The organism is Serratia sp. (in: enterobacteria) (genome assembly GCF_046715635.1).
Taxonomy (GTDB): domain Bacteria; phylum Pseudomonadota; class Gammaproteobacteria; order Enterobacterales; family Enterobacteriaceae; genus Chania.
Genome location: NZ_JBKJYW010000127.1, coordinates 1 through 24,104, shown reverse-complemented (window position 1 = coordinate 24,104; position 24,104 = coordinate 1). Strand labels below are relative to the sequence as shown.

Sequence of the window (24,104 nt, the reverse complement as noted above, 5' to 3'; positions counted from 1 at the left end):
GCCCCTTTACGCTCTATCAATGGCAAACCATTTCAGTTAATCAGCCCTTGGGGAAAATCCACAGATGTTCGGCGGGCAGGGACAGCGTACACATCTCTTGGCCACGGACTTCTGTGCCATAGGCGCGAACCACAAAGTCCTCTGCTACCGTGCGGAACAAATATTCCCAACGATCGCCCAGGTACATGCTGGTCAGCAGGGGTAACAAGATCTGATTGCCTTGCGGATCTTCCCCTAAGTGCACGCGCTCAACACGGATCACCGCCGTTGCTTCCTGCCCGGTGGTTAACCCAGCCCCGGCCTTGCCCCACAGCACCCAGTCTTTACCTTCGATCCGTGCGTTGCCTTCACGGATCTCCGTAACCTTGCCAAACAGGCGGTTGTTACTGCCCATAAATTCGGCGGTAAACAACGTGGCAGGCGAGCCGTACATTTCCTGTGGCGTGCCCTGCTGTTCGATCTTGCCGTTATTGAGCAGCAGAATACGATCGGAAATCGCCATCGCCTCGTTCTGATCGTGGGTTACCATCAGCGCAGAAAGGCCCAGTTTGATGATCAGCTCACGCAGGAACACCCGTGCTTCCTCGCGTAGCTTGGCATCCAGGTTAGATAGCGGCTCATCCAGCAAGATCACCGGCGGGTTATAGACCAACGCACGGCCAATCGCCACGCGCTGCTGCTGGCCACCGGAGAGTTGATGAGGATGACGCTTACCCAACTGCCCCAGACCGAGCTGTTCGAGTACCGCCTGCACTCGCTGAGTTATTTCCCCCGCAGGCGTTTTGCGTAATTTCAGCGGATAGGCCACGTTATCAAACACGGTTTTGTGGGGCCATAACGCATAGGATTGAAACACCAGGCCCAGATTGCGTTCCTCCGCCGGGATCTCGCTGCGCGCCGTGCCGTCATAGACGGTATTGTTGCCAATGACGATTTTCCCCTGGGTGGGTTTTTCCAACCCGGCCACCGCACGCAGCAAGGTGGTTTTGCCACTGCCTGACGGCCCGAGTAGTGAAACCACCTCCCCCCGTTTGAGCTGCATGGAAACGCCCTTCAATACCGGGTTATCGCCGTAGGTCAGGTGCAGGTTATCTACCGAAAGCTCAATCATGTATTTTCACTCCAAATCGCAGGGCAATCCCTAGTCCTAACACGACCAGAAGGATGTTAATAAAAGAGAGCGCGGCGACAATATCGATCGCCCCCGCCGCCCACAGGGAAACCAGCATGGAACCTATGGTTTCCGTACCCGGTGACAGCAGATAGACCCCGGTGGAATATTCACGTTCGAAGATCAGGAACATCAGCAGCCAGGAACCAATCAGGCCATAGCGGGAGAGCGGGATCGTCACATGGCGCGTGATCTGCCCACGAGAGGCTCCGGTGCTACGTGCAGCCTCCTCCAACTCGGGAGCAACCTGCAACAGCGTCGATGAGATCAACCGTAGCCCGTAAGCCATCCACACCACGGTATAAGCCAGCCAGACGCTGAAGATGGTGCTGCGCAGGGAGCGTAGCCATACCACCAGGTTTTCACGCAGCCATTCGGCGATCGGCAGCGCAGAGAGCCAACCGGCTTTGAGCGATTTATCCAACCACATCGGCAGGAACAAGAACACCCACAGGAAGGCCAGGCCTGCCAGTAAGCCAGGCACCGCTCGCGGCACCAGTACGCTGTAATCCAGAAAACGGGTCACGCCGTCGGGTTTACGGTGCATGGCAATACCGATAAACAGATAACACACCACCGCCAGCGCACCACCGAACACCCCGATCGCCATCGAGTTGACAATCGCCCGCAGCAGGTTAGGTTGCTGCCAAATGGTGCGGAAGGTGTTGAGCGACAGCTCATCCCAGATGGAAACGCCGACGCCCCAGTTGGAGATAAAGGCGCGCAGTACCACGCCCACTAGCGGAACACCGATGGTCACGGTAAGCCACAAGACCACCACGCCACCGGCAACCCAGCGCCACTTACCCAAAGGTAATGCACGGGCCTGTGAGGCTTTTCCCTTGACCGTGACAAAGCGGTTGGCGGTACGCATCAGACGCCGTTGCAGCATCACCAGCGGAATGGTAATACAGATCAGCACCACTGCCACCGCCGCCATCAGATGGTAAGACGGCGTACCCAGCTTGTTGGTCAGTTGATACAGGTAAGTCGCCAGTACCAGGTTGCCTTCCGGATCGCCCAGCACCAGCATCAGCCCAAACACTTCCAGCCCCAGGAAGAACAGCAACACGCTGGCATACAGGATCGACGGGCGTACCATAGGCAAGCTGACGGCGGTCATCACCTGCAGCGGAGAAGCCCCGGCGGTGCGGGCGGCCTCTTCGACATCCGAGCCGACGCTGCGCAGCGCCGATGAAATATAGAGATAAGCGTGGGGAACGTGCGTCAGCCCGGCGATCACCACGATGCTGCCCATCGCATAGATATTCCAGGGCACAAAACCCAGTAAGGATTCCGCCCACAGCGAGAAGAAACCAACCGGCCCGGCGGCCACCACGTAGCCAAAACCCAACACCATCGGCGAGACGAAGATCGGCACCAGGATCAAGGGTTCAATAAAGCGGCGGCCCGGCAAATCGGTTCTCACCATCAAGAACGCCAGCACGCCGCCCAACGGAATGGAGATAACCACCAGGCCAAATGCCAGAATAAACCCGCTTTTCAGCGCCTTGTAGAAATCGGGGTCGGTAAAGATAAACCGGAAGGCTTCAAGGCTGAACACCTTGGAAGGCGAGAAAAACGGCGCGGAAAGGAAGCTTTGGATCACGATAAACGACAGTGGTACGTAGATAACCAGCGCGGTTATCAGCACCACCAAGCCGCGCGGCAGACTCTGCCACTTGTTGCGCAATGCTTTCATAGACTGTCCCGATGGTGATATCCCCTGCATCCTGAGATGCACCGGGGTAGAGTTCCCTGTTTAAGCAATACAGGCATCATGCTGAAAGAGAACGCAGGAGAGTGTGGCTCTGTGCATTTCCCCTCACCCTAACCCTCTCCCACAGGGAGAGGGGACTGAATGTGCTACCTTTTCACTTCTGAGACTAAACATGACACCGAACGGATTTCCTCTCCTTTTTGAAGAGGAGGACTGAATACGCCCTTGCCACAGATTGGCTTCTGAACCCACCTACAACACCGTACCAGCTCCCTCTCCCTGTGGGAGAGGGTTGGGGTGAGGGGGCAATAATCAATTCCATCATCACTTCGCGGCGGCAGTACGCCACTGTTTGATGTAGTCCAGGCGTTTGGCCTGTTCCAGATATTCCAGCAGGCTTTCGTCCACCGGGATCGGTTTCAACGCCTTGCCCAACATCTCGGTCATGCCATCGATGTCGTTCTTGCCTTCGATATCGTTACGGATGGAGGGAATATCCGCCTTGTTGGCCAGAATGTTCTGCCCTTGCTCAGACAGCACGTAGTTCACCCACAGTTTGGCCGCATTGCTGTTGGCCGCTTCCTGGCTGATAAAGGTCACACGTGACAGCACCAGCGTGTAATCTTTGGGATACGAGATACCGAGTGAAGGGTCGGTTTTGGCTCGCGCCTCGGCATAAGACCCCAGGATATTAAAGCCAATCAGGTTTTCGCCTGACGAGACCCTTTCCATCATGGTGCCGGTGGAAGACTGCACCGCCAATCCCCCCTTGGCGATATCGGCCAAGGTAGCGAAGTAGTTTGGATCGGCCTTGAAGTCTTGCACCGAGAGCATAAAGCCCAGGCCCGACTTCTCGATGTCATAGGTGGTGACTTTCTTTTTGAATTTATCCGGCTGGCTGGCAATCAGTTTAGCCAGCGCAGCATGGGAGTCTGGCACCTCACCCTGCGGGATCAGGCGCTTGTTGTAGATAAACACCACCGGCTCATAAGTCGTGCCATAGGCCTTATCTTTCCACACGGCCCATTTGGGCAGTTGCCCCAGCTCTGGCGAGGCATATTCCAGCGCATAGTCGGTCGCCAGCTTCAGCGCGGTATCCATGGAGGAACTCCACACCACGTCACCACTGGTGCCCCCAGCCGCCTGCTCGCTGATATAGCGGTTATACAGCTCAGTGCTGTTCATATCGTTGTATTCTACTTTGATGCCAGGATACAGCGCTTCAAACCCCTGGATCAGTGGCCCCGCGGCTTTGGTATCCGTGGTGGAATACACCACCACCTTGCCTTCTTTTTTCGCCGCATCGACAATTTTTTGATAATCGGCCGGGTAGCCTGCCGGGAACTGCGCGAAAGCCGGAGCAGAGATTAAGACGGCCGCTGTCGCCATGGATACGCCAATCTTCAAAAACATATCATTAACTCCTGGTTACATTTACAAAACCAAAAATTAACATATAGCGAATGACGGTGGTTAAGCAACGCCGTTAATTCGCTATGTTGCTGTTTTGTGATGGTGGGCGATTTTTGGACAGCTTCAGCCAGGATTATCCAATCATTAAGGATTTCTTAATGTTGCCTGGGCTGTGGATGGAAAGAGGTCGGTTAGCGAGGAGTAAAAAATAAGGGGCGAATATTCGCCCCTCGTACAGTTAAAGCTCAGGCGTTATTTCAACAGCGCGTTAGCCTTGGCTACCACGTTGTCGACGGTGAAGCCGAACTCTTTGAACAACAGCTCTGCCGGAGCAGACTCACCGAAGGTGGTCATGCCGACGATAGCGCCGTTCAGGCCAACATACTTGTACCAGTAATCCGCGATACCCGCTTCCACCGCTACGCAAGCAGAAACTGCCGCTGGCAGCACAGATTCACGGTAGGCCGCGTCCTGCTTGTCGAATGCGTCGGTAGACGGCATGGAGACCACACGCACTTTACGCCCTTCGGCGGCCAGTTTGTCGGCAGCTTCAACGGTGATGCCCACTTCAGAACCGGTAGCAATCAGGATCACGTCCGGCGTACCTGCGCAGTCTTTCAGCACATAGCCACCGCGATAAACGTTCGCCAATTGCTCGGCGGTACGTGGCTGCTGGGTCAGGTTCTGACGGGAGAACACCAGCGTGGTCGGGCCATCATTGCGCTCGATGCCGTACTGCCAGGCAACAGCCGATTCGACCTGGTCACAAGGACGCCAGGTGCTCATGTTCGGAGTCACGCGCAGGCTGGCCAACTGCTCAACCGGCTGGTGCGTCGGGCCATCTTCGCCCAGACCGATAGAGTCGTGAGTGTAGACGAACACGTTGCGGATTTTCATCAGCGCAGCCATACGCACCGCGTTACGGGCGTATTCCACGAACATCAGGAAGGTCGCAGAGTACGGCAGGAAACCACCGTGCAGCGCGATACCGTTGGTGATGGCGGTCATGCCGAATTCACGCACGCCGTAATGGATGTAGTTACCCGCCAGATCGTCACCCAGAGACTTGGAGCCGGACCACATGGTCAGGTTGCTTGGTGCCAGGTCCGCAGAACCGCCGAGGAATTCAGGCAGCAATTTGCCGAAGGCTTCCAGTGAGTTCTGTGATGCCTTACGGCTAGCGATGTTGGCTGGGTTAGCCTGCAACTGCTCAACGAATTTCTTCGCTTCCGCTTTCCAGTTGGCTGGCAGTTCACCGCTGGTGCGGCGTTTGAACTCTGCCGCCAGTTCTGGGAAGGCTTTGGCGTAGGCAGCCAGTTTCTCGTTCCAGGCGGCTTCTTTGGCCTTGCCGGCTTCTTTGGCATCCCACTGGGCATAGATGTCCTGCGGGATTTCGAAGGCGGCATATTTCCAGCCCAAAGCTTCACGGGTAGCCGCAACTTCAGCTGCGCCCAGTGGGGCACCATGAGCATCATGGCTGCCCGCTTTGTGTGGTGAACCGAAGCCAATCACGGTTTTGCACATCAGCAGGGAAGGTTTGTCGGTGACCTTATGGGCTTCTTCAATCGCGGCTTTGATCGAGTCGCTGTTGTGGCCGTCAACGCCACGCACCACGTGCCAGCCATAGGCTTCGAAACGCTTGGCGGTATCGTCGGTGAACCAGCCTTCTACGTGACCGTCGATGGAGATACCATTGTCATCATAGAACGCAGTCAGTTTGCCAAGCTTCATGGTACCAGCCAGGGAACAGACTTCGTGAGAGATGCCTTCCATCATGCAACCATCTCCCATAAAGGTATAGGTGTGGTGGTCAACAATGTCGTGGCCTGGGCGGTTGAACTGCGCAGCCAGCGTACGTTCGGCAATGGCAAAACCGATCGCGTTGGCGATCCCCTGGCCCAGTGGACCGGTGGTGGTTTCCACGCCTGGGGTATAACCATATTCTGGGTGACCCGGAGTTTTAGAATGCAGCTGGCGGAAGTTTTCCAGCTCGCTCATCGGCAGATCGTAACCGGTGAGGTGCAACAGGCTATAGATCAGCATTGAGCCATGGCCATTAGACAGCACGAAACGGTCACGGTCGGCCCAGTGCGGATTGGTAGGGTTGTGGTTCAGGTAGTCACGCCACAGGACTTCGGCGATATCTGCCATGCCCATAGGGGCACCCGGGTGGCCGGAATTGGCTTTTTGTACGGCATCCATACTAAGTGCGCGGATGGCGTTGGCAAGCTCTTTACGAGAGGACATGTTTTACTCCAGGTCGGATTAAAAAAGCGATCAAGATTTCTATTTTCTCAGACTCGGCATTGAAACAGCAATCCCTAATACCGAATGAGAGCGAGTTCATCACTAATGCGCACGTTCGGGACACATTTCGGAATATAGCTATTTAGGCCAAGTCTGCCGTACACTAGGCTATGCGCAGAATAATGGCAGCAGATCTCCCCCTTAACTATCACAGGACGATAGAACGATGAAAATCCGTACTTCTTTGATTGCACTGAGCATTACTGCTTTATTGAGCGGCTGTCAAAACCTTAATACCGATACCCTACTACAATCCGGTGCCCAGGCCTACCAGGCGGCGACGCTGAGCGATAGCGACGTCAAGGCGCTTAGTGATAAATCCTGCGCAGAGATGGATAGCCAAGAGCAAATCGCGCCAGCAAGCAGCGAATATACCAAGCGCCTGAACAAGATTGCCGCAGCGTTGGGGGATAATATCAACGGTACCCCTGCAAACTACAAGGTTTACGTGACCAAAGACGTCAATGCGTGGGCAATGGCTAACGGCTGTATCCGCGTCTACAGCGGCCTGATGGACATGATGGATGATAACGAAGTCGAAGGCGTGCTGGGCCATGAAATGGGCCACGTAGCGCTGGGCCACACTCGCAAAGCCATGCAGGTCGCTTATGGGACAGTGGCATTACGTACCGCAGCATCTTCAGCTGGCGGCGTAGCAGCCTCACTGTCTCAGTCGCAGTTGGCCGATCTGGGCGAAAAACTGGTCAATGCCCAGTTCTCACAGAAACAAGAAAGCGATGCGGATGATTACTCGTTCGATCTGCTGAAAAAACGCGGTATCAATCCAGCTGGCCTGGCTACCAGTTTCGATAAACTGGCGAAATTAGACGGTGGTCATGAAAGCAGCATGTTTGACAGCCACCCAACTTCCGAAGCCCGTGCCAAGCACATTCGCGATCGCATCGCCGCCGGTAAGTAACGCTATGTTCCCTCTCTTGGGAGTACGTCTCTAGAGAGGGAACCGAGCAAGCAATCAGTACAGCTTCTGCGGTGGGCCAGCGAAGGTCAACGGCCCGACGCTTTTCATATCCACTTCAACCACCGATGGCCCAGGGTAATTGATCGCCTCCGCCAGCACGCCACCAAACTGCGCGGCATCACTCACTTTCCAGGCTTTCAGCCCCATCGCTTCCGCCACCTGGCAGAACGCCGGAGTATGCAGTTCGTTATAATACTGGCGTCCGGCAAAATACTTGTCCTGAATACCACGCATCACGCCGTAACCACCGTCGTTCATGATCAGCAAGGTGATATTGGCCTGTTCCTGCGCCATGGTTGCCAGCTCTCCCAGGCCCAGCGCCAAACCGCCGTCCCCGACCAAACCAACCACCTTACGCTGCGGGTTGGCAATAGCCGTGCCGATCGCCATCGGGAGCCCCATGCCGATCGCTCCAGCCAGCGAATGAATGTTGCATAAAGGCGCAATAGCCCGGAACAGACGGCTACCCCACACGCTTCCAGAAACGGTGATATCACGTACCAGCAGACCATCCTGTGGTAGAGCAGCGGCGATGGCATCGTTCAGTTTGGCATATTCCCCCGACTGTTGACGCAGGGCCGTTTCGGCCTGCTCAACCGCACGGCCAATCTCGGCATCCCACTCGGCATTCACCTTCTCGCCAGGTGCCAGGCGTGCTGCCAGCGCACTCAGCAAGGCGGAACAGTCGCCATAAACCTGCTCATCCGCCAGATAATTACGGTTGGCCGCTGCCGGATCGATATCAATCTGTACCAACGGGCGCGGCAGTGGGAGCGACCAGGTACGAGTTTCGTTACTCCGCAGGCGGGAACCCGCCACCAGCGTCAAATCACACTGCGTCAGGATCGCCTCAACGCTTGGCGAGTTGTGGAAAGCCCGCAGGCTACGCGGATGGCTATCCGGTAAAATCCCACGCCCATGGGTGCTGGAGATCACCACCACACCGGCATCTGCCAACTGCTTCACCGCTTCGCGGCAGGCCAGCGCTCCGCCCCCCACCCATAGCAATGGACGTTTGGCGCGTTTTACTTGCTGATAAAGACGTTCAACCGCCGCTTCATCCGCAGTAGGCAGCGCAGGAGGCTGTACCACCTTCCCTACCAGGCTGGCGGGAACCAGGCTGTTCTGAATATCGATCGGGATCTCTACCGCTACCGGGCCACAAGGCACAGTCTGCGCATCCAGAATGGCACGCTGGATCACCGCGACCGCCTGCTCCGGCGAGTTCACCCGGTAAGCCTGTTTAGAACAGGCGCGCAGGAAGCCAAGTTGATCCTTGGTTTCGTGGATAAACCCGGCATCGGCATCCAAATAGGCTTTCTCTACCTGCCCGGTGATATGCAGCAGCGGCGTATTGGCATTCAGTGCTTCAATCATCGCACCGACGGCGTTACCGGCTCCGGCACCGGTACTGGTCAGCGCCACACCTAAGCCGGAAAAACGCCCGTGGGCATCGGCCATAGTTACAGCACCTGCCTCACCGCGCGCCGGAACAAAACGGATCGCACCACGCTGCCCAACAGCATCGGCAATCGGCAGATTATGGATCGAGATGATGCCGTACATTGCCGCCACCTCGTACTGTTCCAACGTTCGGGCTATCGCCTCACCAACCGTAATTTTTTCGCTCATCGTCTGCCTTCTTATTGTCTTTGATCGTAGGGTACGTCAGTCGCTCCAGCGGTTAGGCTGATTGCTGAGGGAGAGATACAAACTCTTTTGCTGCATATAGGCCTGGATGCCATGCAGGCCCTTTTCGCGCCCCAGGCCGCTTTGTTTAAAGCCGCCAAACGGTGTGGAAATCGAGAATGTCTTGTAGGTATTGATCCACACGGTGCCGGTTTCCATCTGTTCCGCCAGCGCCATCGTGCGGGCAAAATCACGGCTCCAGATCCCGGCGGCCAAGCCATAGATCGAGTCGTTGGCCTGTTCGATCAGTTGCTGTTCATCATCAAACGGCATCACCACCAGCACCGGGCCAAAGATCTCTTCCTGGCAGGTGCGGGCACTGTTGCTCAACCCTTCAATAATGGTCGGTAGGTAATAGCTGCCCTGGGCCAACTGCGGATCGGCAGGGGCTTCACCGCCAATGAGCACCCGGCCCCCTTCCTGCTGGGCCAAGGCGACGTAGTCCGCCACGCTCTGGCGATGCTTGTGGCTAATCAGCGGGCCGAGGTGGACACCGGCTTGCAGCGGGTTACCAATACGCAGCCCGGCGGTCAGTTCGCATAAACGGGTCAACAGCGGCTGATACAGCGAACGGTGCACAAACAGCCGTGAACCGGCGATACAAGCCTGCCCGGCTGAGCTGAAAATGCCGTAGCAGATGCCACGCGCCGCCTGTTCCAGATCCGCATCTTCCAGCACGATGGTGGGCGACTTGCCTCCCAACTCCAAGGAAGTAGGGATCAGTTTTTCTGCGGCGATATGCGCCAAATGACGGCCAGTGGAGGTCCCGCCGGTGAAGGAGATCTTTTTCACCAACGGATGGCGAGCCAAGGCTTCACCAATCACCGAGCCCTTGCCCGGCAATACGCTGAGCAAGCCGGCAGGTAAGCCTGCCTGTTCAAACAGTTCAGCCAGTTTCAGCGCCATTAACGGCGTGGCTTCTGCCGGTTTCAGTACCACCGCATTCCCTGCCGCCAGCGCCGGAGCCACCTTCTGCATTTCACTGGCAATCGGTGAATTCCACGGCGTGATCGCCGCTATCACGCCCAGCGGCTGATACTGACTCAGCGTCATCGCGTCACGGTTACGTTGGGTGGGAAGTTCGCCCTCCAGCACTTCGCAGGCGGCAGCAAAATAGCGAGCCGTAGCCGCCGCACTCATCACCAGACCACGGGTTTCCGCCAGCGGTTTGCCGTTATCACGGGTTTGCAACTGCGCCAGGGCGTCCACTTGTTCAGTAATCAAATCGCTGACGCGATGCAGGATCGCCGCGCGCTGATGCGGCACCAATCCACGCCAGCCAGGATCGCGCCAAGCTTTTTCTGCCGCCTCAACGGCCTCATTCACATCCTCGACATTGGCCGCTCGCAGGCGAGCATTCACGCTGCCGTCAGCCGGGAAAACCGAACTCATCTCTTCGCCGCGCCCTTCGCACCAGCGGCCGGCAAGAAAAATCTTTAACGTTTCCATGCTTTGCTCCTGCCATTCAGGCAATAAAACCGCCGTCCACCAAACTGCGGCAGGCTTGTACCGCACTCAGCGCCGCCAGCGTTGACGTTTTCGGGTTGCTGGCCAGCGGGGTGCCGCACAGCTCAATCTGGAACTCGCCAAACTGACCACACACCTGTAAGCGGTGAGTATTACGTTGAGTATGAGGATCTACCTGCAAGCGTACCCGCGTGGCATCCATCCCCAAGCCATGCAGCGCAATGGTGGCCGCTACGTTGGCGTTGGCTGGGAACATGCTTGCAGCTTCCCGGGCCGACCCTTCAAAGAACACCTGCGCTTCGCTGACGGCATCCAGATTAATCAGTTTTTCCGCCGGGCTGCCGCGCCAACTGGCCGGGCTTTTGCTGGACTGGTAGGTCACGCTGTCCAGCCCGCCTTCCCGCGCAGAGGCTAGGCCATCCATCCCCGCCACCGCACCAGACAGCACGATCAGCCGCCCGTGGTAGCATGCGCAGGCCTGCTGCAAACGCAGCTGCAATGCGGCATCGGCCAAGGCACCCGTAGAGATCACCGCCAGCCGCCAGCCACGTTTAACGATGGCCTCACCAAACTCGGCGACCGCCTGCTGGCTGGCACACTCCAACACCAAATCAGGTTGCTCGGTACACTGGTCAGGATGGGTCAGCGCTTGCACCCGGCCGGCAAACGCGGCGTCGATCTCGGCATGATGCGTTTCCCGCGCCACGATCCAACCGACTGCCACGCCCTCCGGCAGGCGCGCCAGCACCTCTTTTGCCATCGCACCATAGCCAATCATCATGATCTTCTTCATCTTTTCAGTCCTGTCAGAGATGGCGATTGAAACCGCCGGAAACGTCCAGCGCCGCGCCGGTGGTAAAGGAGGACATCGGGGAGGCTAAAAACAGCAGCGCCCGTGCCGGTTCCTGCGGTTTACCTAAACGCCCCATCGGGATGCCACGCCGCTCGGCAATTGCCGCCGTCCACTGTTCCCAGCTCTGTTGTTGATCCTGGCGTTCGGCAAAGCGCCGCCGCCATTGGCCCGACTCCACCATGCCCAGCAGGATGGAATTGACGCGGACCCCTTTGCCCACCAGCTCTTTGGATAAGGTCAGCGTCATGTTGAGCAACGCGGCGCGGGCCGCCGAGGTGGCAATCATGTGCTCTTCCGGTTGCAGGGCCAGCAGTGAGTTAACGCAGGTAATGGAGGCGATATCCGAACGCTCCAACGCCGGTAAAAAGGCCTGCACCGGGTTGATCACCCCGAACAGTTTCAGCTCTGCCTCATGCAACCAGGCTTCGCGCGGTGTCTGATCGAAATGCGCCACAAATCCCTGCCCGGCGTTGTTGATCAACATATCCACTGCGCCAAAATGCGTGCTGACCTGCTCGGCAAACTTGGCAACCTGCTCGGCGTCGAGCACATCGCAACGTAACGCCAGGATTTCCGCCTGCGGGAACTCTTCACGCAGGGTGGCCTCGGCACTGGCCAGTTTGTCCTGATTGCGGCCACAGAAGGCCACCTTCGCCCCTTCGGCCAGCAGCAGACGCAGAGTCTCAAAACCGATCCCCGAGGAACCTCCGGTGACCACTGCCACCCGCCGTTCAATCTGAAAATTCATGGTTGGATTGCCCCCGTAAAGTCCTGCAAATAGCGGTTAAACAGCGCTGGTGCATCGAGATAGCTGGCATGCCCCGCCGCGTCAATCAGGCGCATGGGCGCATCCTGCTGTTGCGCCAACGTTGCGGCCCCCTGCGGCGGCGTGATGCGATCGACACTGCCACACCACACCTGTAACGGGCCGCGATAGCGCACCAGGTAGCGGTTGATATCGTCATTGGCCAGCATCCAGGCGGCGCTGAGAAAACCGGCCGGATTAAGTTGCTGCATGCCGCTGCGTACCCAGGCTATATCCTGCAGTTCCGCATCTTCACGCAGCAATGCTGCCGCACGCTGTTCGCCGTAACCCTGTGGGCCAAGCGTTTCGATCATCTGCTTGCGTTGGCCATACACCTGCTGGCGTTTTTCCAGCGCCGCGGTGGCATAGCCTTGAGCCGGATCGGCTAGTACCAGTCCACTCAGCCCATCCGGGTTGGCAGCGGCAAAGGCACTGCCGATCAACGCGCCGAGCGAATGCCCCACGATCAGCGGCTGTTGCAACTGCAACTCGGCGATCAGCGCCGCCAGCGCGTTGGCATAAGCGGCAGCATCTGGCTCTGCCTGTGCCAGCGCGGCGCTGCCGCCATAACCTGGAGCATCCCAGGCAATCAGGCGGTGACCGTCTGTCAGGGCACGATCGCTGAACTGCTTCACCCACGAAGCAGAACCGGAACTGATGCCATGCAGCAGCACTACTGCCCGGCCATGCCCGGCTTCGCGCCAACTCAGCCGCTGGCCTCCACAATCCGCCTGCTGGCGTTCCGGTAAGCCGTTCATCAGTTGCGCTTCACTTTCGACAACGGATGATCGGCCGGGTAAGTCGGGGTTTCCGGCTTGGAAGTACCGAGCATCACGCACATCAGCGCTTCTTCTTCGCCGTGATTGAACAGGCCGCGATAAATCCCCGCCGGAACGGAGATCAGGTCGCGCTCTTTCAGGATGGTTTCGTAATACTCTTCACCGTCCTGGATCATCAGTGTGATCTTGCCCTTGAGCATAAAGAACACTTCTTCAACGTCATCATGCAGGTGCAATGGCCCTTCACATTTCGACGGCAACACCATGGTGGAGAAGGTAAAGTTCCCCGCCGGAATGGTGTTGGTGTCGCTGACGACGCCGGTGGCACCGGTGCCGATATAGCGCATCTGCGCACGGCGGTACTTCGGATCGTAATCGGCCTGAAACTTCAGCGCGTTCCAGTCATATTTACGGCCTTCAAAACGGGCGATACGCGATTCCACCCAGTTTTCCATCGTCAGATCCTGCGGCTTGATGCCGGCTTTATTCTCAACCTGGGACATGTTGTCTCTCCTTCGTTGCATCAATACTTCTTCAGTAACGGTAGCAGAATGGCGCAGCCGACAAAGGCCATCACCACCAGGAACAGCAAACCGTTATCCATATTGCCGGTGGCGGCGATCAGTGCCCCCATCAGCACCGGTGCCAATGCGCCGGCAAAATTACCCAATCCGTTAAAGACCCCGCCAGCGGTAGCACTCACCCGGCTACTGGTGGCCTTGGCCAACAGCGCGAAGATGTTTGGCGCACCGGCTCCCCACATAAAGGTGCTGAAGGACATGGCGGCGATCACGCTGTAGGTGCCTTGCATATGCAGAACGACCCCCAAACCAATCCCGGCACCGCACAGCGAGATGAAACAGGCCAACGCGCGGCGATCCATCTTGTCCGACAGCCAGGCTCCCACCACTTCGCCAAGCAACATGGCAATAAACGGCAGTGACGACAGGTATCCGGCGTGCTCCAGATGAATGCCTTTGCCTTCGATCAGATAGCTCGGCAGCCAGCCATTCATACCCCACAGGTAGGTGAGAAATGCGATGTTAAACAGGCAAATCATCCAGAAATGCGGGGTGCTGAACAGTTCGCGGCGCAGCTGTTTACGTTCGGCAACGGCCGGTTTACTGGTGGTGCTGGCCGCCGGGCGCGCCACGTTAAGGTGACGCATGCCAAACAGCACCAGCAACATCACCGGCACGGTCAGAAACGCCATAAAGAAGAAGGTGGTTTCCCAGTTAAAGCGGCTGAGAATGAACAGCGTGACCGGGAAGCCCAGCGCCGCCCCAATCGGGGTCCCCAGCAGCCACAGCATGGTGGCACGCGCCTGGAGACGTTGCGGAAAAGCCTGGCGCACGATGGCATAGGCCATTGGCAACAGCGGCCCTTCGGCGATGCCCAGCAGGATACGCAGCGTCATCATGGTGTGATAAGAGCGCGTCATCCCCATCAGCACCATCAGCACGCCCCAGATCACCATCATGCCAATCAGCACTTTGACCGGGTTGAGCCGATCGCCAATGCCGCTCAACAGCATCGAAGAGAAGCCGTAGGAGAACAAAAAGGCGCTCATCAGCAGCCCGAGCCGGGTGGGATCGAAGCCGATACCCATCGCCTGCTGAAACTGGTGGTCAGAAAACAGTGCGGCAATGCTGATCTTGTCGAAAAACGCCAACAGCACGCAGGCAAACAGGGCTGCCGGCACCGACCAACGCACGCTGGTTGGCGAATTTTCGGCAACAGCATCCCCCACCCGACCGCTGCGGGCGTCGATATCTTGCGTAGTCATAAAACGCTCCCTTTGGGTCGGGCGTTATTTCAACGCCATCAGAGAAAATTCCACATCCGCCAGTTGCTGCGGATCCAGTACCCGGCCGCTGGCCAGCCAGCGTTTACCCAGCTTGATGGTGCGTGCGTCGTTAAACGCCACCAGTTGCACCAGTTGCCGATCGGCATTCAGGGTGAAGAACAGCTGTGACTGCGGCGTGCGGCGCACTATCTGGTGAACGCCGCCGGTAGGGACGCCAAGGATTTGGATATTGGCGTCGTATTGATCCGACCACAGCCAGGCAACATCATCGTAAGGTGCGGCAAACGCATCCAACATGGCGCAAGCGGTGCTGATCGCCTGATTCTGCGCATAGGCCCAGGATTGCAGACACAGGCCGAGGGTTGGATGGCGCGCCACATCGCCTGCGGCAAAAATGGCCGAGTGGCTGGTACGCCCTTGCCCATCTACCACAATCCCGCCTTCAAGCTTCAGCCCGGCGCTGTGGGCCAGTTCCAGATTCAGCTCAACGCCAATGCCGACGACCACCAGGTCGAAGGGCTGCGCAGCACTGCTGACGCTGCCAATCCAGGCTTCACCAGCACGATCGTCAAGCGTGATCTCGCCGCAGTCGCAATGCACGGTGACGCCTTGCTGTTGATGCAGTTCCAACAACGCCTGGGAAACGTTAGCCCCTACGCTACGCATACACAACGCGGGTTGACGCTCGAACACCGTCACGTCAACACCCAGCTTGCGGGCCGAGGCGGCAATTTCCAGACCGATCCAGCCACCGCCAACAATCGCCAACTTTTGGCATTGCTGTAGACCCTGGCGCAGGCGTGCCGCATCATCCCAGGAACGCAGGGTCATCACTCGCGGGTGCTTGGCCCAACTGGCATCCGGCAAGCGTGGTCGGCCACCGGTGGCGATCAGCAGTTGATCGAACTGCAACTGGCTGCCGTCGCTGAGCGTGACGATCTGCTGTTGCCCGTCGATGGCCTCGGCACGTAGCGGTCGGTGCCAATCGATATTCATTCCGGCCACCACCTCTTCACTGAACAGGCGGCTGAGTGGCGCACTGCCATCCAACAACGCTGCCTTGGAGAGCGGTGGGCGTTCGTAAAAATCATAAGGTTCGTCACTGATCACCGACAGCCTGCCGCTGTAACCGCGATCGCGCAGCGTTTTCGCCGCCCAACCACCGGCCTGGCCGCCGCCGATAATGACAATGCCTGCACGGGTTGGTTGGTTCATACCGCCCCCGGTTTCTTATGTTGGCGGCGGGTATCGTGGTCGATTCCGCCTTCGACCGCCCATTCGGTAAACGACACCAGCGAATGCTCCAGCTCACGCGGCTGCCAGTTTTCCGTCAGATAGTCATCATTGGTGTAATACTCAAAGGCACCGCCGGTCGGGCTGTTGACGTACCAAAAATAGGCCGAGGAGATCGGGTGGCGGCCTGGGCCAATAAAGGTGCTCCACTGCTCTTTATTCATCGCGATGCCGCCGCCGATCACCTCATGGATATCGCGTACGGTGAAGGCGACGTGGTTCAGACCCCGTGGGCGGTTAGGCAGTTTCAGCAGGAACAGGTTGTGATGACCACCGCGTGCCTGGGTGCGCAGGAAGACGGCGCGATCGATATAGCGGTCGGAAACCTGGAAACCTAGCAGATCGCAGTAGAAGCGTTCGGTAGCGGCCAAATCCTCAACGAAGAACACCACGTGACCGATATTGACCGGCTCGGCTTTGGCATAAACCGGGCTAGGCTGGTCGATGCGGCGTACATCGCCCCATTGGTTGATCGGCGAAACCGGCAGCTCCACCGCCCGCTGCGCAGTGACGGCAAAACGTAGCGTCATACCGTTGGGATCGCGGCATTCCAGCTCTTCGCCTACCTGGCGGAAACCGGGCATCTGCGCCAATCGCGGTTGCAACGCAGCCAGCGCAGCCGGGCTTTCAACCGCCCAGGTCATGCGGCGCAGGGTAGAACCCGCTTCAAACGCGGCCGGTAAGACCTCGCTGTTTTGCGGGTATAGCACCACGCTAGCCCCGCTCAGCGTAGTAAATTCACGGCGCGGTTCGCCCCAATGCTGTAACGTCGGTTGCAGACCGAAGTCTTGCATAAACTTTTCACACGTTGGCAGATCTTCAACGCCAAATTCCAGCTTTTCGATTCCGGTTATGCTCATTATTGTGCCTCACGTTCTCGCTGAATGCGTTTTTCAGACATGATCGACCCCGGCCCATGAAGCTCATGAGTCTTATCCCTGCCTGAGTGATTGGTAGTGGGCGAATAGCTTCGCCCAGACAACAAAGTGTTCGGCCGTTAGCCGACGTTAGCCTGCGGTGGCGCGCCCAACAGGCCGGAAATTTTCACCGCGGCGTCCCGGACTTCCATGCGCAACCGCTCGCGATCCGCCTTCGGGATTTCATCGGACGGCACCATAATGCTGACCACCGCTTCCACCCGCTGTTCACGGTTAAAGATCGGATAGACGATCGAGGAAATGCCATGGCGGAAGAAGGATTCGCCAATCACATAGCCACGAGCCTTATCCTGCTGCACCATCTGCCACAGCGCTTCGCGATTGGCCGGAGTGCCCGGAGCCGCATCGGGTAAGGCATCATGCGGGAACAGGCGTTCAAACTCTTCCCGGCTGGTGCTGGTTAGCAACATGCGGCCAAGAGAGGTGCGGTGTACCGGTAAACGGGTACCCACGCTGACCTGGTTAATCTGCGAGCCGGCGGCGCTGACGCGGGCGATATAGATCACGTCATGCCCATCGCGGATCGCCAGATGGCTGCTGCATTGACTGCGATCGCGCAGTTGCTCGATCACCGGTTGGCCAGCCTGGGCCACATCCAGCGAGGCGATATACTCAAAGCCCAGACGCAGCACTTTGATCCCCAACGCAAAGGTGTTGGTGCGCGGGTTGCGCTCCAAAAAGCCCAAGTGTTCCAGCGTTTGCACCACGCGGTAGGCCGTTGCCTTTGGCATATCGACCAGGCGATGTAATTCTGCAAAGGTCATTTCCTTATGCTGCTCGCCGAAGGCCAGCAGCAGTTGTAACCCGCGATCCAGCCCCGGGATCAGATATTTACACGCTTGATCGTCTGCCATGTGCTGCTCCTAAATGTTTGCCTGTCCGTCAGGCGGTCAGTTAAACACGAAACCACCGTTGACCGGTATCAGTTGGCCGGTGACAAAATCCGCCAGCGGTGACAGCAGATAGAGCACGCTACCGGTCACATCGTCCGGATGCTGTGCACCTGCCAGTGCCCGGCCTTGCTCGTAAAGCTGATGCCGTTCGGCAGGGACGTATTCGGTCGCTTCAACGCGCGTCAGGCCCGGTGCAATGGCGTTGACGCAGATCCCCTGTGGCCCCAGCTCACGTGCCATAGAGCGGGTCATCGAGATGATCGCCCCTTTGCTCGCAACATAGGCCATTAGCCTTGGCGCGCCCCACAAGGCGGTATCAGAGGCAACATTGACGATTTTGGCGTGCGGCGTTTGTGCCAACAATGGCACCGCCGCCTGGCTCACCAACCAGGTCCCACGCACGTTGACCTGCATGACCTTGTCCCACAGCTCAATGTCGTATTCCATCATGGTTTTGCCACCGATACCGGTTGCCATCGCGGCGTTATTCACCAGCCCGTCGATCGCGCCGCCCTGGGCTATCGCACTGAACGCCGCAGTGATGGATTGCGGTGATGCCAGATCGATGACCTGAGCTTCAACCTGTGCCCCCTGCTCACGCAGGCTGGCGGCGCTGTCCTGCAATTCCTCCGCCAGAATATCGCACATCACCACGCTGGCCCCGGCCTGAGCCACCGCAGCGGCAAAGCTGCGCCCCAGCCCACGGGCCGCACCGGTGACTACGATACGTTTTCCTGCCAGTAAGCCGTTCACTGTGCCGCCTCCAGCTCGCTGAGCGTTGCCAGCTGCTTTTGTGCCTCTTTCTGCATCATACGGCGCAGGCGTGAGAGGCCCACGTCATGCTGATAAAGGTATTCACGACCGCGCGCGTTTGGTGCCATGTTTTCCAGCACGATGCGATCCTGCTCCAGTACGTCCCAGTGCAGTTCTTCCAGACGATTGCGGTACATAAAGCGCCAGGCGTCACGCTGCCAGTCTTTCACTTTGCGGATACGCCAGAAGAAGACCCGGCAGTGATCTTTATCTTCCGGTACCACCATGCCGATGATCCAGAAGTGACCGCCCGGCCCAAAACGCTTTTTGTAAGGGATCGACAGGCGCATCCAATAGGCACCGCTGCTGCCAAATTCGACCCAGTCGAAGTTCACGCCAATCTGGCCGTTCTTTTTAAAGATGAAACCGCTGTCGGTAGGTTCCAGCGCCATATCGGCCTTGCGATCCCCTTCCGCCATCGAATGCGATGAGGAGTGCAGGTAGGTGCCATGCATCGGATCCATCACGTTTTCCAATGCGTATTGATAGTTGCAGTCCCAGCTGGCGGTACACAGGAAGTTGCTGTAGTTGGCCTCATCCGCCAGCTCCTGCGGGAAGCTCAGTTCGGCAGGCTGTTCGTCGGCAGTGACGCCGAAATACAGGAACACCGCACCGTAAGCCTCTTTTGCCGGGTAGGATTTCAGGCATTTCTGCCCCACCAACGGGCAGCGGTCCACCGCTGGCACATCTTTAACCTCGCCATCGCCACCGACTTCAACGCCGTGATACCAGCAGGCAATGCGATCGCCAAGGTTCCAGCCCATCGACAGGCGAGCGCCACGATGCGGACAACGATCTTCCAGTGCGTGGATCGCCCCTTGTTTATCGCGCCACACCACGATCTGTTGTTCAAGACGGGTGATGCCCACCGGGTTATTACCCACTTCCCAACTGGCCAATACCGGGTACCACATACCGCGCAGGCCCTGATCCAGATAGTCTTGTACCGTCTGCGCGGAGGATGTTGTGTTTGCTGTCATTGTCCTTCTCCCTGTGCGGCTCAGAAACCGTTGACGTGTAGGAATTCGCGGAACGTAGCTTCATTCCATGGCTGACCACTGCGATCGAACAGGCGTCGCTGATTGAGCGCGCTGACGATCTGTTCCAACTCCTCCGCCCCTTGTTCGAAGATCTCTTCCAGTGCGGCCACCAGCGCGGTTTCAAACCCGTCCGGCACGCGTGCCCGGTTTTGCCAGATCACATTCTGAAACTGGCCGGGTTGATGGATTTGGCCGTTGCCGCCCTCACGCGCCGGGATCACCTGTTGGGTATCCGGCAGCCAAGGGTTGAAATCGGTAATGTGCTGCATGCTTATTCCTCCGCGATAAAGGTGATTTGGATTTGATTGTCGATCACCCGGGTAGGGTAGGTTTGCAGATCACGGCCACCGGGTTCGCGCAGGCATTGGCCGCTACGCACATCGAACACCGCTTCGTGCAGTGGACACTCCACTTTTCCGTCATCGACAAACCCTTGGCTGAGCAAGGCATAGGCATGCGGGCAAACGTCTTCCAGCGCGTAATATTGACCGTCGATCAAATAGACGCCGACCTCTTTTCCCTCAACGTTGGCGGAGAAAGGAAAATCTTCTTTAACTTGAGACACTTCGCACACGTTCTTCCAGCTCATTGCTTCTGTCCTCTATCTGATTGTTTCATATATGAAACTCAGTTTCTTATTTAATACAGTCACTATAGGTATGGCGAATCTTTCGTCAAGACAGCAAAGGGAAGAATGTTAATGATTGGTTATTTTAAAGTTACAACTGCGGAGTGGATCACGAAAAAATGCATCGGGGGATGAAAACAAAGCAAAACGGCCCCAGTCATGATGACTGAGGCCGTTTAATCAGCAGTAATTTGTAGGTGCGCCACAGGCTGCGCCCGTTTCAGCGCCCTTTCTTTTTGCGCCCTGGCTGAGCAAAACGCTTACGCGCCGGTGCTTGACTGCCCGCTTTATCCGCGGCTTTCTGCCCGCTGCTCGCCGGTTTTTTCACCGCAGGCTTGGGCTTGGCCGCTTTCTTGGTCGGTTTAGCCTCTGAGGACGAGTCCTCAATCAACTTAAACAGCTCAACCAGTTCGTCGTCCGTCAAATCGCGCCATTCCCCTAACGGCAGCCCAGACAGGCCCACGTTCATGATGCGGGTGCGCTCCAGCTTGGTCACTTCATAACCGAAATGCTCACACATACGGCGGATCTGGCGGTTAAGCCCCTGTACCAGCACGATACGGAACACAAAGGGAGCTTCTTTCTTCACCTTGCATTTCTTGGTCACCGTGCCCAGCATCGGTACTCCGGCACCCAAACCACGAATAAAATCGTCGGTCACCGGTTTGTTAACCGTGACCAGATATTCCTTCTCGTGGTCGTTACCGGCACGCAGGATCTTGTTCACCAGATCGCCGTGGTTGGTGAGGAAGATCAGCCCCTGTGAGTCTTTATCCAAGCGTCCGATCGGGAAGACACGGGTGCTGTGGTTGACGAAATCGACAATATTGTCTTTCTCACCGTCTTCGGTGGTGCTGACGATACCCACCGGCTTGTTCAGCGCAATAAAAATCAGGTTGTCTTCGTTACGGGGTTCAATAAGCTGCCCGTTAACCTTGACCACGTCGCCAGCGAATACCCGATCGCCGAGCGCTACGCGCTTGCCGTTGATAAAAACATTGCCCTGTTCGATGTAACGATCGGCATCGCGACGCGAGCAGATACCGCTCTCGCTAATATATTTGTTGAGGCGTATAGATGGTTTAGTCAGCACGGTTCCTCCGTAAACGCGAAATACAGGCAAACTGATATTATGGACTGGTAGATAGAGGTTTTTGCAACCATCATCCCCCTCTCTCGCTATACCCTATGGATTTCATGCTACAGCTAGGCGACAAGCTTACTCATCCCCAGGAGCTTACTTTTGGGTAAGTGACTGGGGTGAGTAAGTGCAGGTAACAACGCTGTAGCTTGAAAGACGACGGGTATAGTTATGCCTGCTTTTTGGACGCTTGCAGATACAACATTTCCAGACCCAAGGTCGCCGCAGCCAGTGCGGTGATCTCAGACTGGTCGTAAGCCGGAGCCACTTCTACCACATCCATGCCGACAATGTTCAGAGACTGCATACCACGCACCAGTTTCAGAGCGCGATCGGATGTCAGGCCGCCGATCACCGGGGTGCCGGTGCCTGGTGCAAAAGCCGGATCAAGGCAGTCGATATCGAAGGTCAGATAAACCGGCATATCGCCAACGATCTGTTTGATCTGCGCCAGCAGATCGTCTACGCCACGATCGTTAACCTGCGCAGCATCCAGTACGGTAAAACCGTTATCACGATCGAACTCGGTACGGATACCAATCTGTACGGAGTGATTTGGATCGATCAGGCCTTCGTTCGGCGCATGGAAGAACATCGTGCCGTGGTCAAACTTGCTGCCGTTAGCATAGGTATCGGTATGGGCATCGAAATGCACCAGCGCCATTTTGCCAAAATGCTTGGCATGCGCGCGCAGCAACGGCAGCGTAACGAAGTGGTCACCGCCGAAAGAGAGCATGCGCTTGCCGGCTGCCAGCAGTTTTTCTGCGTGCGCCTGCAGCTTGTCGCTCATATCCTGGGCATCACCAAAGTTGAATACCACGTCTCCACAATCGACCACGTTCAGACGATCGCGCAGATCAAAGTTCCACGGCCAGCGCGCCCCTTCCCATGCCAGATTGGTAGAAACCTGGCGGATCGCCGCAGGGCCATGACGTCCACCGGCACGGCCGGAGGTAGCCATATCAAAAGGAACACCGGTGATCACCCACTCTGCATCGCTATCGTAAGGCATAAAATTCAGCGGAAAGCGCAGGAAACCAAAGGCGTTGGACACTAAGGAATTATCGGGCTGATGGCCTAAGGTACTCATATTTACCCTCATTTTTCAACGGTTCGCCCGTAGCTGGACGCTTGGGCGGTAGCAAAAAAAAATCCCTCCCGCGTCGTTAGCCCGACGAGAAAGGGATTTATTCGATGTCTGTTTCAATGGGTAGATTATCGCCGTATTTGGTTCACTCTTCAAGGTGCCCGTTGTCAGCACGTGCAGAAGAAGGGGCAACCAGCCTACCGGCGTCGAGTTCGACCACTCGATCGGCAGAGGCTATCGTCTCTGGCCGGTGAGCAATCAGCAGGATGGTTAAACCCAAGTTGCGCAATGTGCTGCTAATCACGATTTCGTTGGTGACATCAAGATGGCTGGTTGCCTCATCCAGGATCAGTAACCGTGGGCGTTTATATAATGCCCTGGCCAACAGCAGGCGCTGCTTTTGTCCCCCCGATAGCGAATTGCCCATTTCCCCAATCAACGTCTGGTAGCCCATCGGTAACGCGATGATATCCTCATGCAACTGTGCCAGTTGAGCACAGTGTTGCGCCCATTCCAGATCGCTGTGTTGAGAGAAAAAGGTGATGTTGTCGAGTATTGCCCCACGGAATAGCCGATCCTCTTGCATCACCGCGCCGATCATTTGGCGAACCTGCCCATAGCCCGCGTGATGATGATCGATGCCAAACACCTGCAACCGCCCGGCCGTTGGCGGGTAAAGCCCCAGCAGAATTTTCGCCAACGTGGTTTTCCCACAGCCAGAGCGCCCTACCAGCGCCACCACCTCCCCAGGCATGATTCGCAACGCCGCTCCAGCCAGGATATCGTTACCTCCCTGGCCGTAGCGGAAGGTGATATTTTCCAATTCCACCACCGGGCGATCTTCTCTCTGCTCGGGGAAGGCTACGGCAAGAGATCCTGCCGCCTGAGCACCGCCCTCCTTCTGGGTCAGCACAATATCTGCCAGCCGTTCGTTATAAACATCCAGCATTCGCCAGGCAAATGCCTTATCGATCAGGCCATTGATGCTGGCGGAAAAACGCCCTTGAAATGACATATACGCCACCAGCATGCCGATCGAGAACGAACCCGACAGCACCGCATTGGCACCAAACCACAGCACCGCCGCCCCCACTAGGCTACCAATGATCTGGTTAATGATGTCGTAGCCGATGGCCAGTTTATGCTCACGCAGTTGGCTATTGCGCCTGGCGATATTCAGGTTACGCCAAGCTGATTCCCGCTGGGTCAACGCTCCGTTAACCCGCAGGCTGAGCATGCCATGCAGCGTTTCCAGAAAGTGGCTGGATTCTAGCGTACTCG

General features: G+C 57.1%; 22 protein-coding genes. 1 reads left to right on the top strand and 21 read right to left on the bottom strand.

Annotated features, from left to right (window positions below; translation table 11 throughout):
- Positions 1 to 40: 40 nt before the first annotated feature.
- The 4 genes from ACLQ7H_RS06200 to tkt all read right to left on the bottom strand — a co-directional run bounded on the left by ACLQ7H_RS06200 (position 41) and on the right by tkt (position 6,551).
- Positions 41 to 1,111, bottom strand: a complete 1,071-nt coding sequence (locus ACLQ7H_RS06200; RefSeq protein WP_411751913.1) for an ABC transporter ATP-binding protein — start codon at positions 1,109 to 1,111, stop codon at positions 41 to 43.
- Positions 1,104 to 2,873 (bottom strand): ABC transporter permease, encoded by a 1,770-nt coding sequence (locus tag ACLQ7H_RS06195; RefSeq protein WP_074029700.1) that lies wholly within the window; start codon positions 2,871 to 2,873, stop codon positions 1,104 to 1,106. Before ACLQ7H_RS06195 ends, ACLQ7H_RS06200 begins: the two co-directional genes overlap by 8 nt.
- Before the next feature lie 342 nt (positions 2,874 to 3,215).
- Positions 3,216 to 4,280 (bottom strand): ABC transporter substrate-binding protein, encoded by a 1,065-nt coding sequence (locus tag ACLQ7H_RS06190; RefSeq protein WP_411751918.1) that lies wholly within the window; start codon positions 4,278 to 4,280, stop codon positions 3,216 to 3,218.
- 276 nt (positions 4,281 to 4,556) lie between these two features.
- Positions 4,557 to 6,551 carry a transketolase gene (gene tkt, locus ACLQ7H_RS06185; RefSeq protein WP_411751912.1) on the bottom strand — a complete coding sequence of 665 codons (1,995 nt, stop codon included), beginning with the start codon at positions 6,549 to 6,551 and terminating at the stop codon, positions 4,557 to 4,559.
- 226 nt (positions 6,552 to 6,777) lie between these two features.
- On the opposite strand from tkt, the gene ACLQ7H_RS06180 reads away from it, so the two are divergent.
- Positions 6,778 to 7,530 carry a M48 family metallopeptidase gene (locus ACLQ7H_RS06180; protein WP_065684505.1) on the top strand — a complete coding sequence of 251 codons (753 nt, stop codon included), beginning with the start codon at positions 6,778 to 6,780 and terminating at the stop codon, positions 7,528 to 7,530.
- Between the two features lie 54 nt (positions 7,531 to 7,584).
- On the opposite strand, the gene ACLQ7H_RS06175 is transcribed toward ACLQ7H_RS06180, so the two are convergent.
- From ACLQ7H_RS06175 to ACLQ7H_RS06095, 17 genes are all read right to left on the bottom strand, one after another.
- Positions 7,585 to 9,222 carry a thiamine pyrophosphate-binding protein gene (locus tag ACLQ7H_RS06175; protein ID WP_411751911.1) on the bottom strand — a complete coding sequence of 546 codons (1,638 nt, stop codon included), beginning with the start codon at positions 9,220 to 9,222 and terminating at the stop codon, positions 7,585 to 7,587.
- A gap of 36 nt (positions 9,223 to 9,258) precedes the next feature.
- Positions 9,259 to 10,728 (bottom strand): aldehyde dehydrogenase, encoded by a 1,470-nt coding sequence (locus ACLQ7H_RS06170; RefSeq protein ID WP_411751910.1) that lies wholly within the window; start codon positions 10,726 to 10,728, stop codon positions 9,259 to 9,261.
- 16 nt (positions 10,729 to 10,744) lie between these two features.
- Positions 10,745 to 11,539, bottom strand: a complete 795-nt coding sequence (locus tag ACLQ7H_RS06165) for an aspartate dehydrogenase (protein WP_411751909.1) — start codon at positions 11,537 to 11,539, stop codon at positions 10,745 to 10,747.
- A gap of 13 nt (positions 11,540 to 11,552) precedes the next feature.
- The gene (locus tag ACLQ7H_RS06160; RefSeq protein ID WP_411751908.1) at positions 11,553 to 12,347 is read right to left on the bottom strand and encodes an SDR family oxidoreductase; all 795 of its coding nucleotides are present in this window, start codon (positions 12,345 to 12,347) and stop codon (positions 11,553 to 11,555) included.
- Positions 12,344 to 13,162, bottom strand: a complete 819-nt coding sequence (locus ACLQ7H_RS06155) for an alpha/beta fold hydrolase (RefSeq protein WP_411751907.1) — start codon at positions 13,160 to 13,162, stop codon at positions 12,344 to 12,346. The genes ACLQ7H_RS06160 and ACLQ7H_RS06155 overlap by 4 nt, the downstream gene beginning before the upstream one ends.
- Positions 13,162 to 13,686, bottom strand: a complete 525-nt coding sequence (locus tag ACLQ7H_RS06150) for a cupin domain-containing protein (protein WP_121607775.1) — start codon at positions 13,684 to 13,686, stop codon at positions 13,162 to 13,164. Before ACLQ7H_RS06150 ends, ACLQ7H_RS06155 begins: the two co-directional genes overlap by 1 nt.
- Before the next feature lie 20 nt (positions 13,687 to 13,706).
- Positions 13,707 to 14,969, bottom strand: coding sequence for an MFS transporter (locus ACLQ7H_RS06145; RefSeq protein ID WP_411751906.1), 1,263 nt, complete (start codon positions 14,967 to 14,969; stop codon positions 13,707 to 13,709).
- A 24-nt stretch (positions 14,970 to 14,993) separates the two neighbouring features.
- On the bottom strand, positions 14,994 to 16,205 hold the full coding sequence (locus tag ACLQ7H_RS06140) for an NAD(P)/FAD-dependent oxidoreductase (RefSeq protein ID WP_411751905.1): 1,212 nt from the start codon (positions 16,203 to 16,205) through the stop codon (positions 14,994 to 14,996).
- On the bottom strand, positions 16,202 to 17,143 hold the full coding sequence (locus tag ACLQ7H_RS06135; RefSeq protein ID WP_411751904.1) for a VOC family protein: 942 nt from the start codon (positions 17,141 to 17,143) through the stop codon (positions 16,202 to 16,204). The genes ACLQ7H_RS06140 and ACLQ7H_RS06135 overlap by 4 nt, the downstream gene beginning before the upstream one ends.
- Before the next feature lie 137 nt (positions 17,144 to 17,280).
- On the bottom strand, positions 17,281 to 18,075 hold the full coding sequence (locus tag ACLQ7H_RS06130) for an IclR family transcriptional regulator (RefSeq protein ID WP_261288092.1): 795 nt from the start codon (positions 18,073 to 18,075) through the stop codon (positions 17,281 to 17,283).
- 36 nt (positions 18,076 to 18,111) lie between these two features.
- Positions 18,112 to 18,867 carry an SDR family oxidoreductase gene (locus tag ACLQ7H_RS06125; protein WP_411751903.1) on the bottom strand — a complete coding sequence of 252 codons (756 nt, stop codon included), beginning with the start codon at positions 18,865 to 18,867 and terminating at the stop codon, positions 18,112 to 18,114.
- Entirely contained in the window at positions 18,864 to 19,907 is a 1,044-nt protein-coding gene (locus ACLQ7H_RS06120) for an aromatic ring-hydroxylating oxygenase subunit alpha (RefSeq protein WP_024484371.1), read from the bottom strand. Before ACLQ7H_RS06120 ends, ACLQ7H_RS06125 begins: the two co-directional genes overlap by 4 nt.
- 20 nt (positions 19,908 to 19,927) lie before the next feature.
- The gene (locus ACLQ7H_RS06115) at positions 19,928 to 20,236 is read right to left on the bottom strand and encodes a recombinase-like helix-turn-helix domain-containing protein (RefSeq protein WP_248945914.1); all 309 of its coding nucleotides are present in this window, start codon (positions 20,234 to 20,236) and stop codon (positions 19,928 to 19,930) included.
- A gap of 2 nt (positions 20,237 to 20,238) precedes the next feature.
- Positions 20,239 to 20,556: a Rieske (2Fe-2S) protein gene (locus tag ACLQ7H_RS06110; RefSeq protein WP_025123075.1), complete on the bottom strand. Its 318-nt coding sequence runs from the start codon at positions 20,554 to 20,556 to the stop codon at positions 20,239 to 20,241.
- A gap of 259 nt (positions 20,557 to 20,815) precedes the next feature.
- A complete protein-coding gene (gene rluF, locus ACLQ7H_RS06105) occupies positions 20,816 to 21,688 on the bottom strand; it encodes a 23S rRNA pseudouridine(2604) synthase RluF (protein ID WP_024484369.1) in 873 nt (290 codons plus the stop codon).
- A 217-nt stretch (positions 21,689 to 21,905) separates the two neighbouring features.
- A complete protein-coding gene (gene speB, locus ACLQ7H_RS06100) occupies positions 21,906 to 22,826 on the bottom strand; it encodes an agmatinase (RefSeq protein ID WP_021179757.1) in 921 nt (306 codons plus the stop codon).
- 142 nt (positions 22,827 to 22,968) lie between these two features.
- Positions 22,969 to 24,104 (bottom strand): peptidase domain-containing ABC transporter (locus ACLQ7H_RS06095; RefSeq protein WP_411751902.1); only part of this gene is annotated, 1,136 nt, incomplete at its 5' end.

Coding starts and splice junctions, on each gene's coding strand:
- ACLQ7H_RS06200 (WP_411751913.1), bottom strand. CDS start 1,111: ATGATTGAGCTTTCGGTAGATAACCTGCACCTGACCTACGGCGATAAC.
- ACLQ7H_RS06195 (WP_074029700.1), bottom strand. CDS start 2,873: ATGAAAGCATTGCGCAACAAGTGGCAGAGTCTGCCGCGCGGCTTGGTG.
- ACLQ7H_RS06190 (WP_411751918.1), bottom strand. CDS start 4,280: ATGGCGACAGCGGCCGTCTTAATCTCTGCTCCGGCTTTCGCGCAGTTC.
- tkt (WP_411751912.1), bottom strand. CDS start 6,551: ATGTCCTCTCGTAAAGAGCTTGCCAACGCCATCCGCGCACTTAGTATG.
- ACLQ7H_RS06180 (WP_065684505.1), top strand. CDS start 6,778: ATGAAAATCCGTACTTCTTTGATTGCACTGAGCATTACTGCTTTATTG.
- ACLQ7H_RS06175 (WP_411751911.1), bottom strand. CDS start 9,222: ATGAGCGAAAAAATTACGGTTGGTGAGGCGATAGCCCGAACGTTGGAA.
- ACLQ7H_RS06170 (WP_411751910.1), bottom strand. CDS start 10,728: ATGGAAACGTTAAAGATTTTTCTTGCCGGCCGCTGGTGCGAAGGGCGC.
- ACLQ7H_RS06165 (WP_411751909.1), bottom strand. CDS start 11,539: ATGAAGAAGATCATGATGATTGGCTATGGTGCGATGGCAAAAGAGGTG.
- ACLQ7H_RS06160 (WP_411751908.1), bottom strand. CDS start 12,347: ATGAATTTTCAGATTGAACGGCGGGTGGCAGTGGTCACCGGAGGTTCC.
- ACLQ7H_RS06155 (WP_411751907.1), bottom strand. CDS start 13,162: ATGAACGGCTTACCGGAACGCCAGCAGGCGGATTGTGGAGGCCAGCGG.
- ACLQ7H_RS06150 (WP_121607775.1), bottom strand. CDS start 13,686: ATGTCCCAGGTTGAGAATAAAGCCGGCATCAAGCCGCAGGATCTGACG.
- ACLQ7H_RS06145 (WP_411751906.1), bottom strand. CDS start 14,969: ATGACTACGCAAGATATCGACGCCCGCAGCGGTCGGGTGGGGGATGCT.
- ACLQ7H_RS06140 (WP_411751905.1), bottom strand. CDS start 16,205: ATGAACCAACCAACCCGTGCAGGCATTGTCATTATCGGCGGCGGCCAG.
- ACLQ7H_RS06135 (WP_411751904.1), bottom strand. CDS start 17,143: ATGAGCATAACCGGAATCGAAAAGCTGGAATTTGGCGTTGAAGATCTG.
- ACLQ7H_RS06130 (WP_261288092.1), bottom strand. CDS start 18,075: ATGGCAGACGATCAAGCGTGTAAATATCTGATCCCGGGGCTGGATCGC.
- ACLQ7H_RS06120 (WP_024484371.1), bottom strand. CDS start 19,907: ATGACAGCAAACACAACATCCTCCGCGCAGACGGTACAAGACTATCTG.
- ACLQ7H_RS06115 (WP_248945914.1), bottom strand. CDS start 20,236: ATGCAGCACATTACCGATTTCAACCCTTGGCTGCCGGATACCCAACAG.
- ACLQ7H_RS06110 (WP_025123075.1), bottom strand. CDS start 20,556: ATGAGCTGGAAGAACGTGTGCGAAGTGTCTCAAGTTAAAGAAGATTTT.
- speB (WP_021179757.1), bottom strand. CDS start 22,826: ATGAGTACCTTAGGCCATCAGCCCGATAATTCCTTAGTGTCCAACGCC.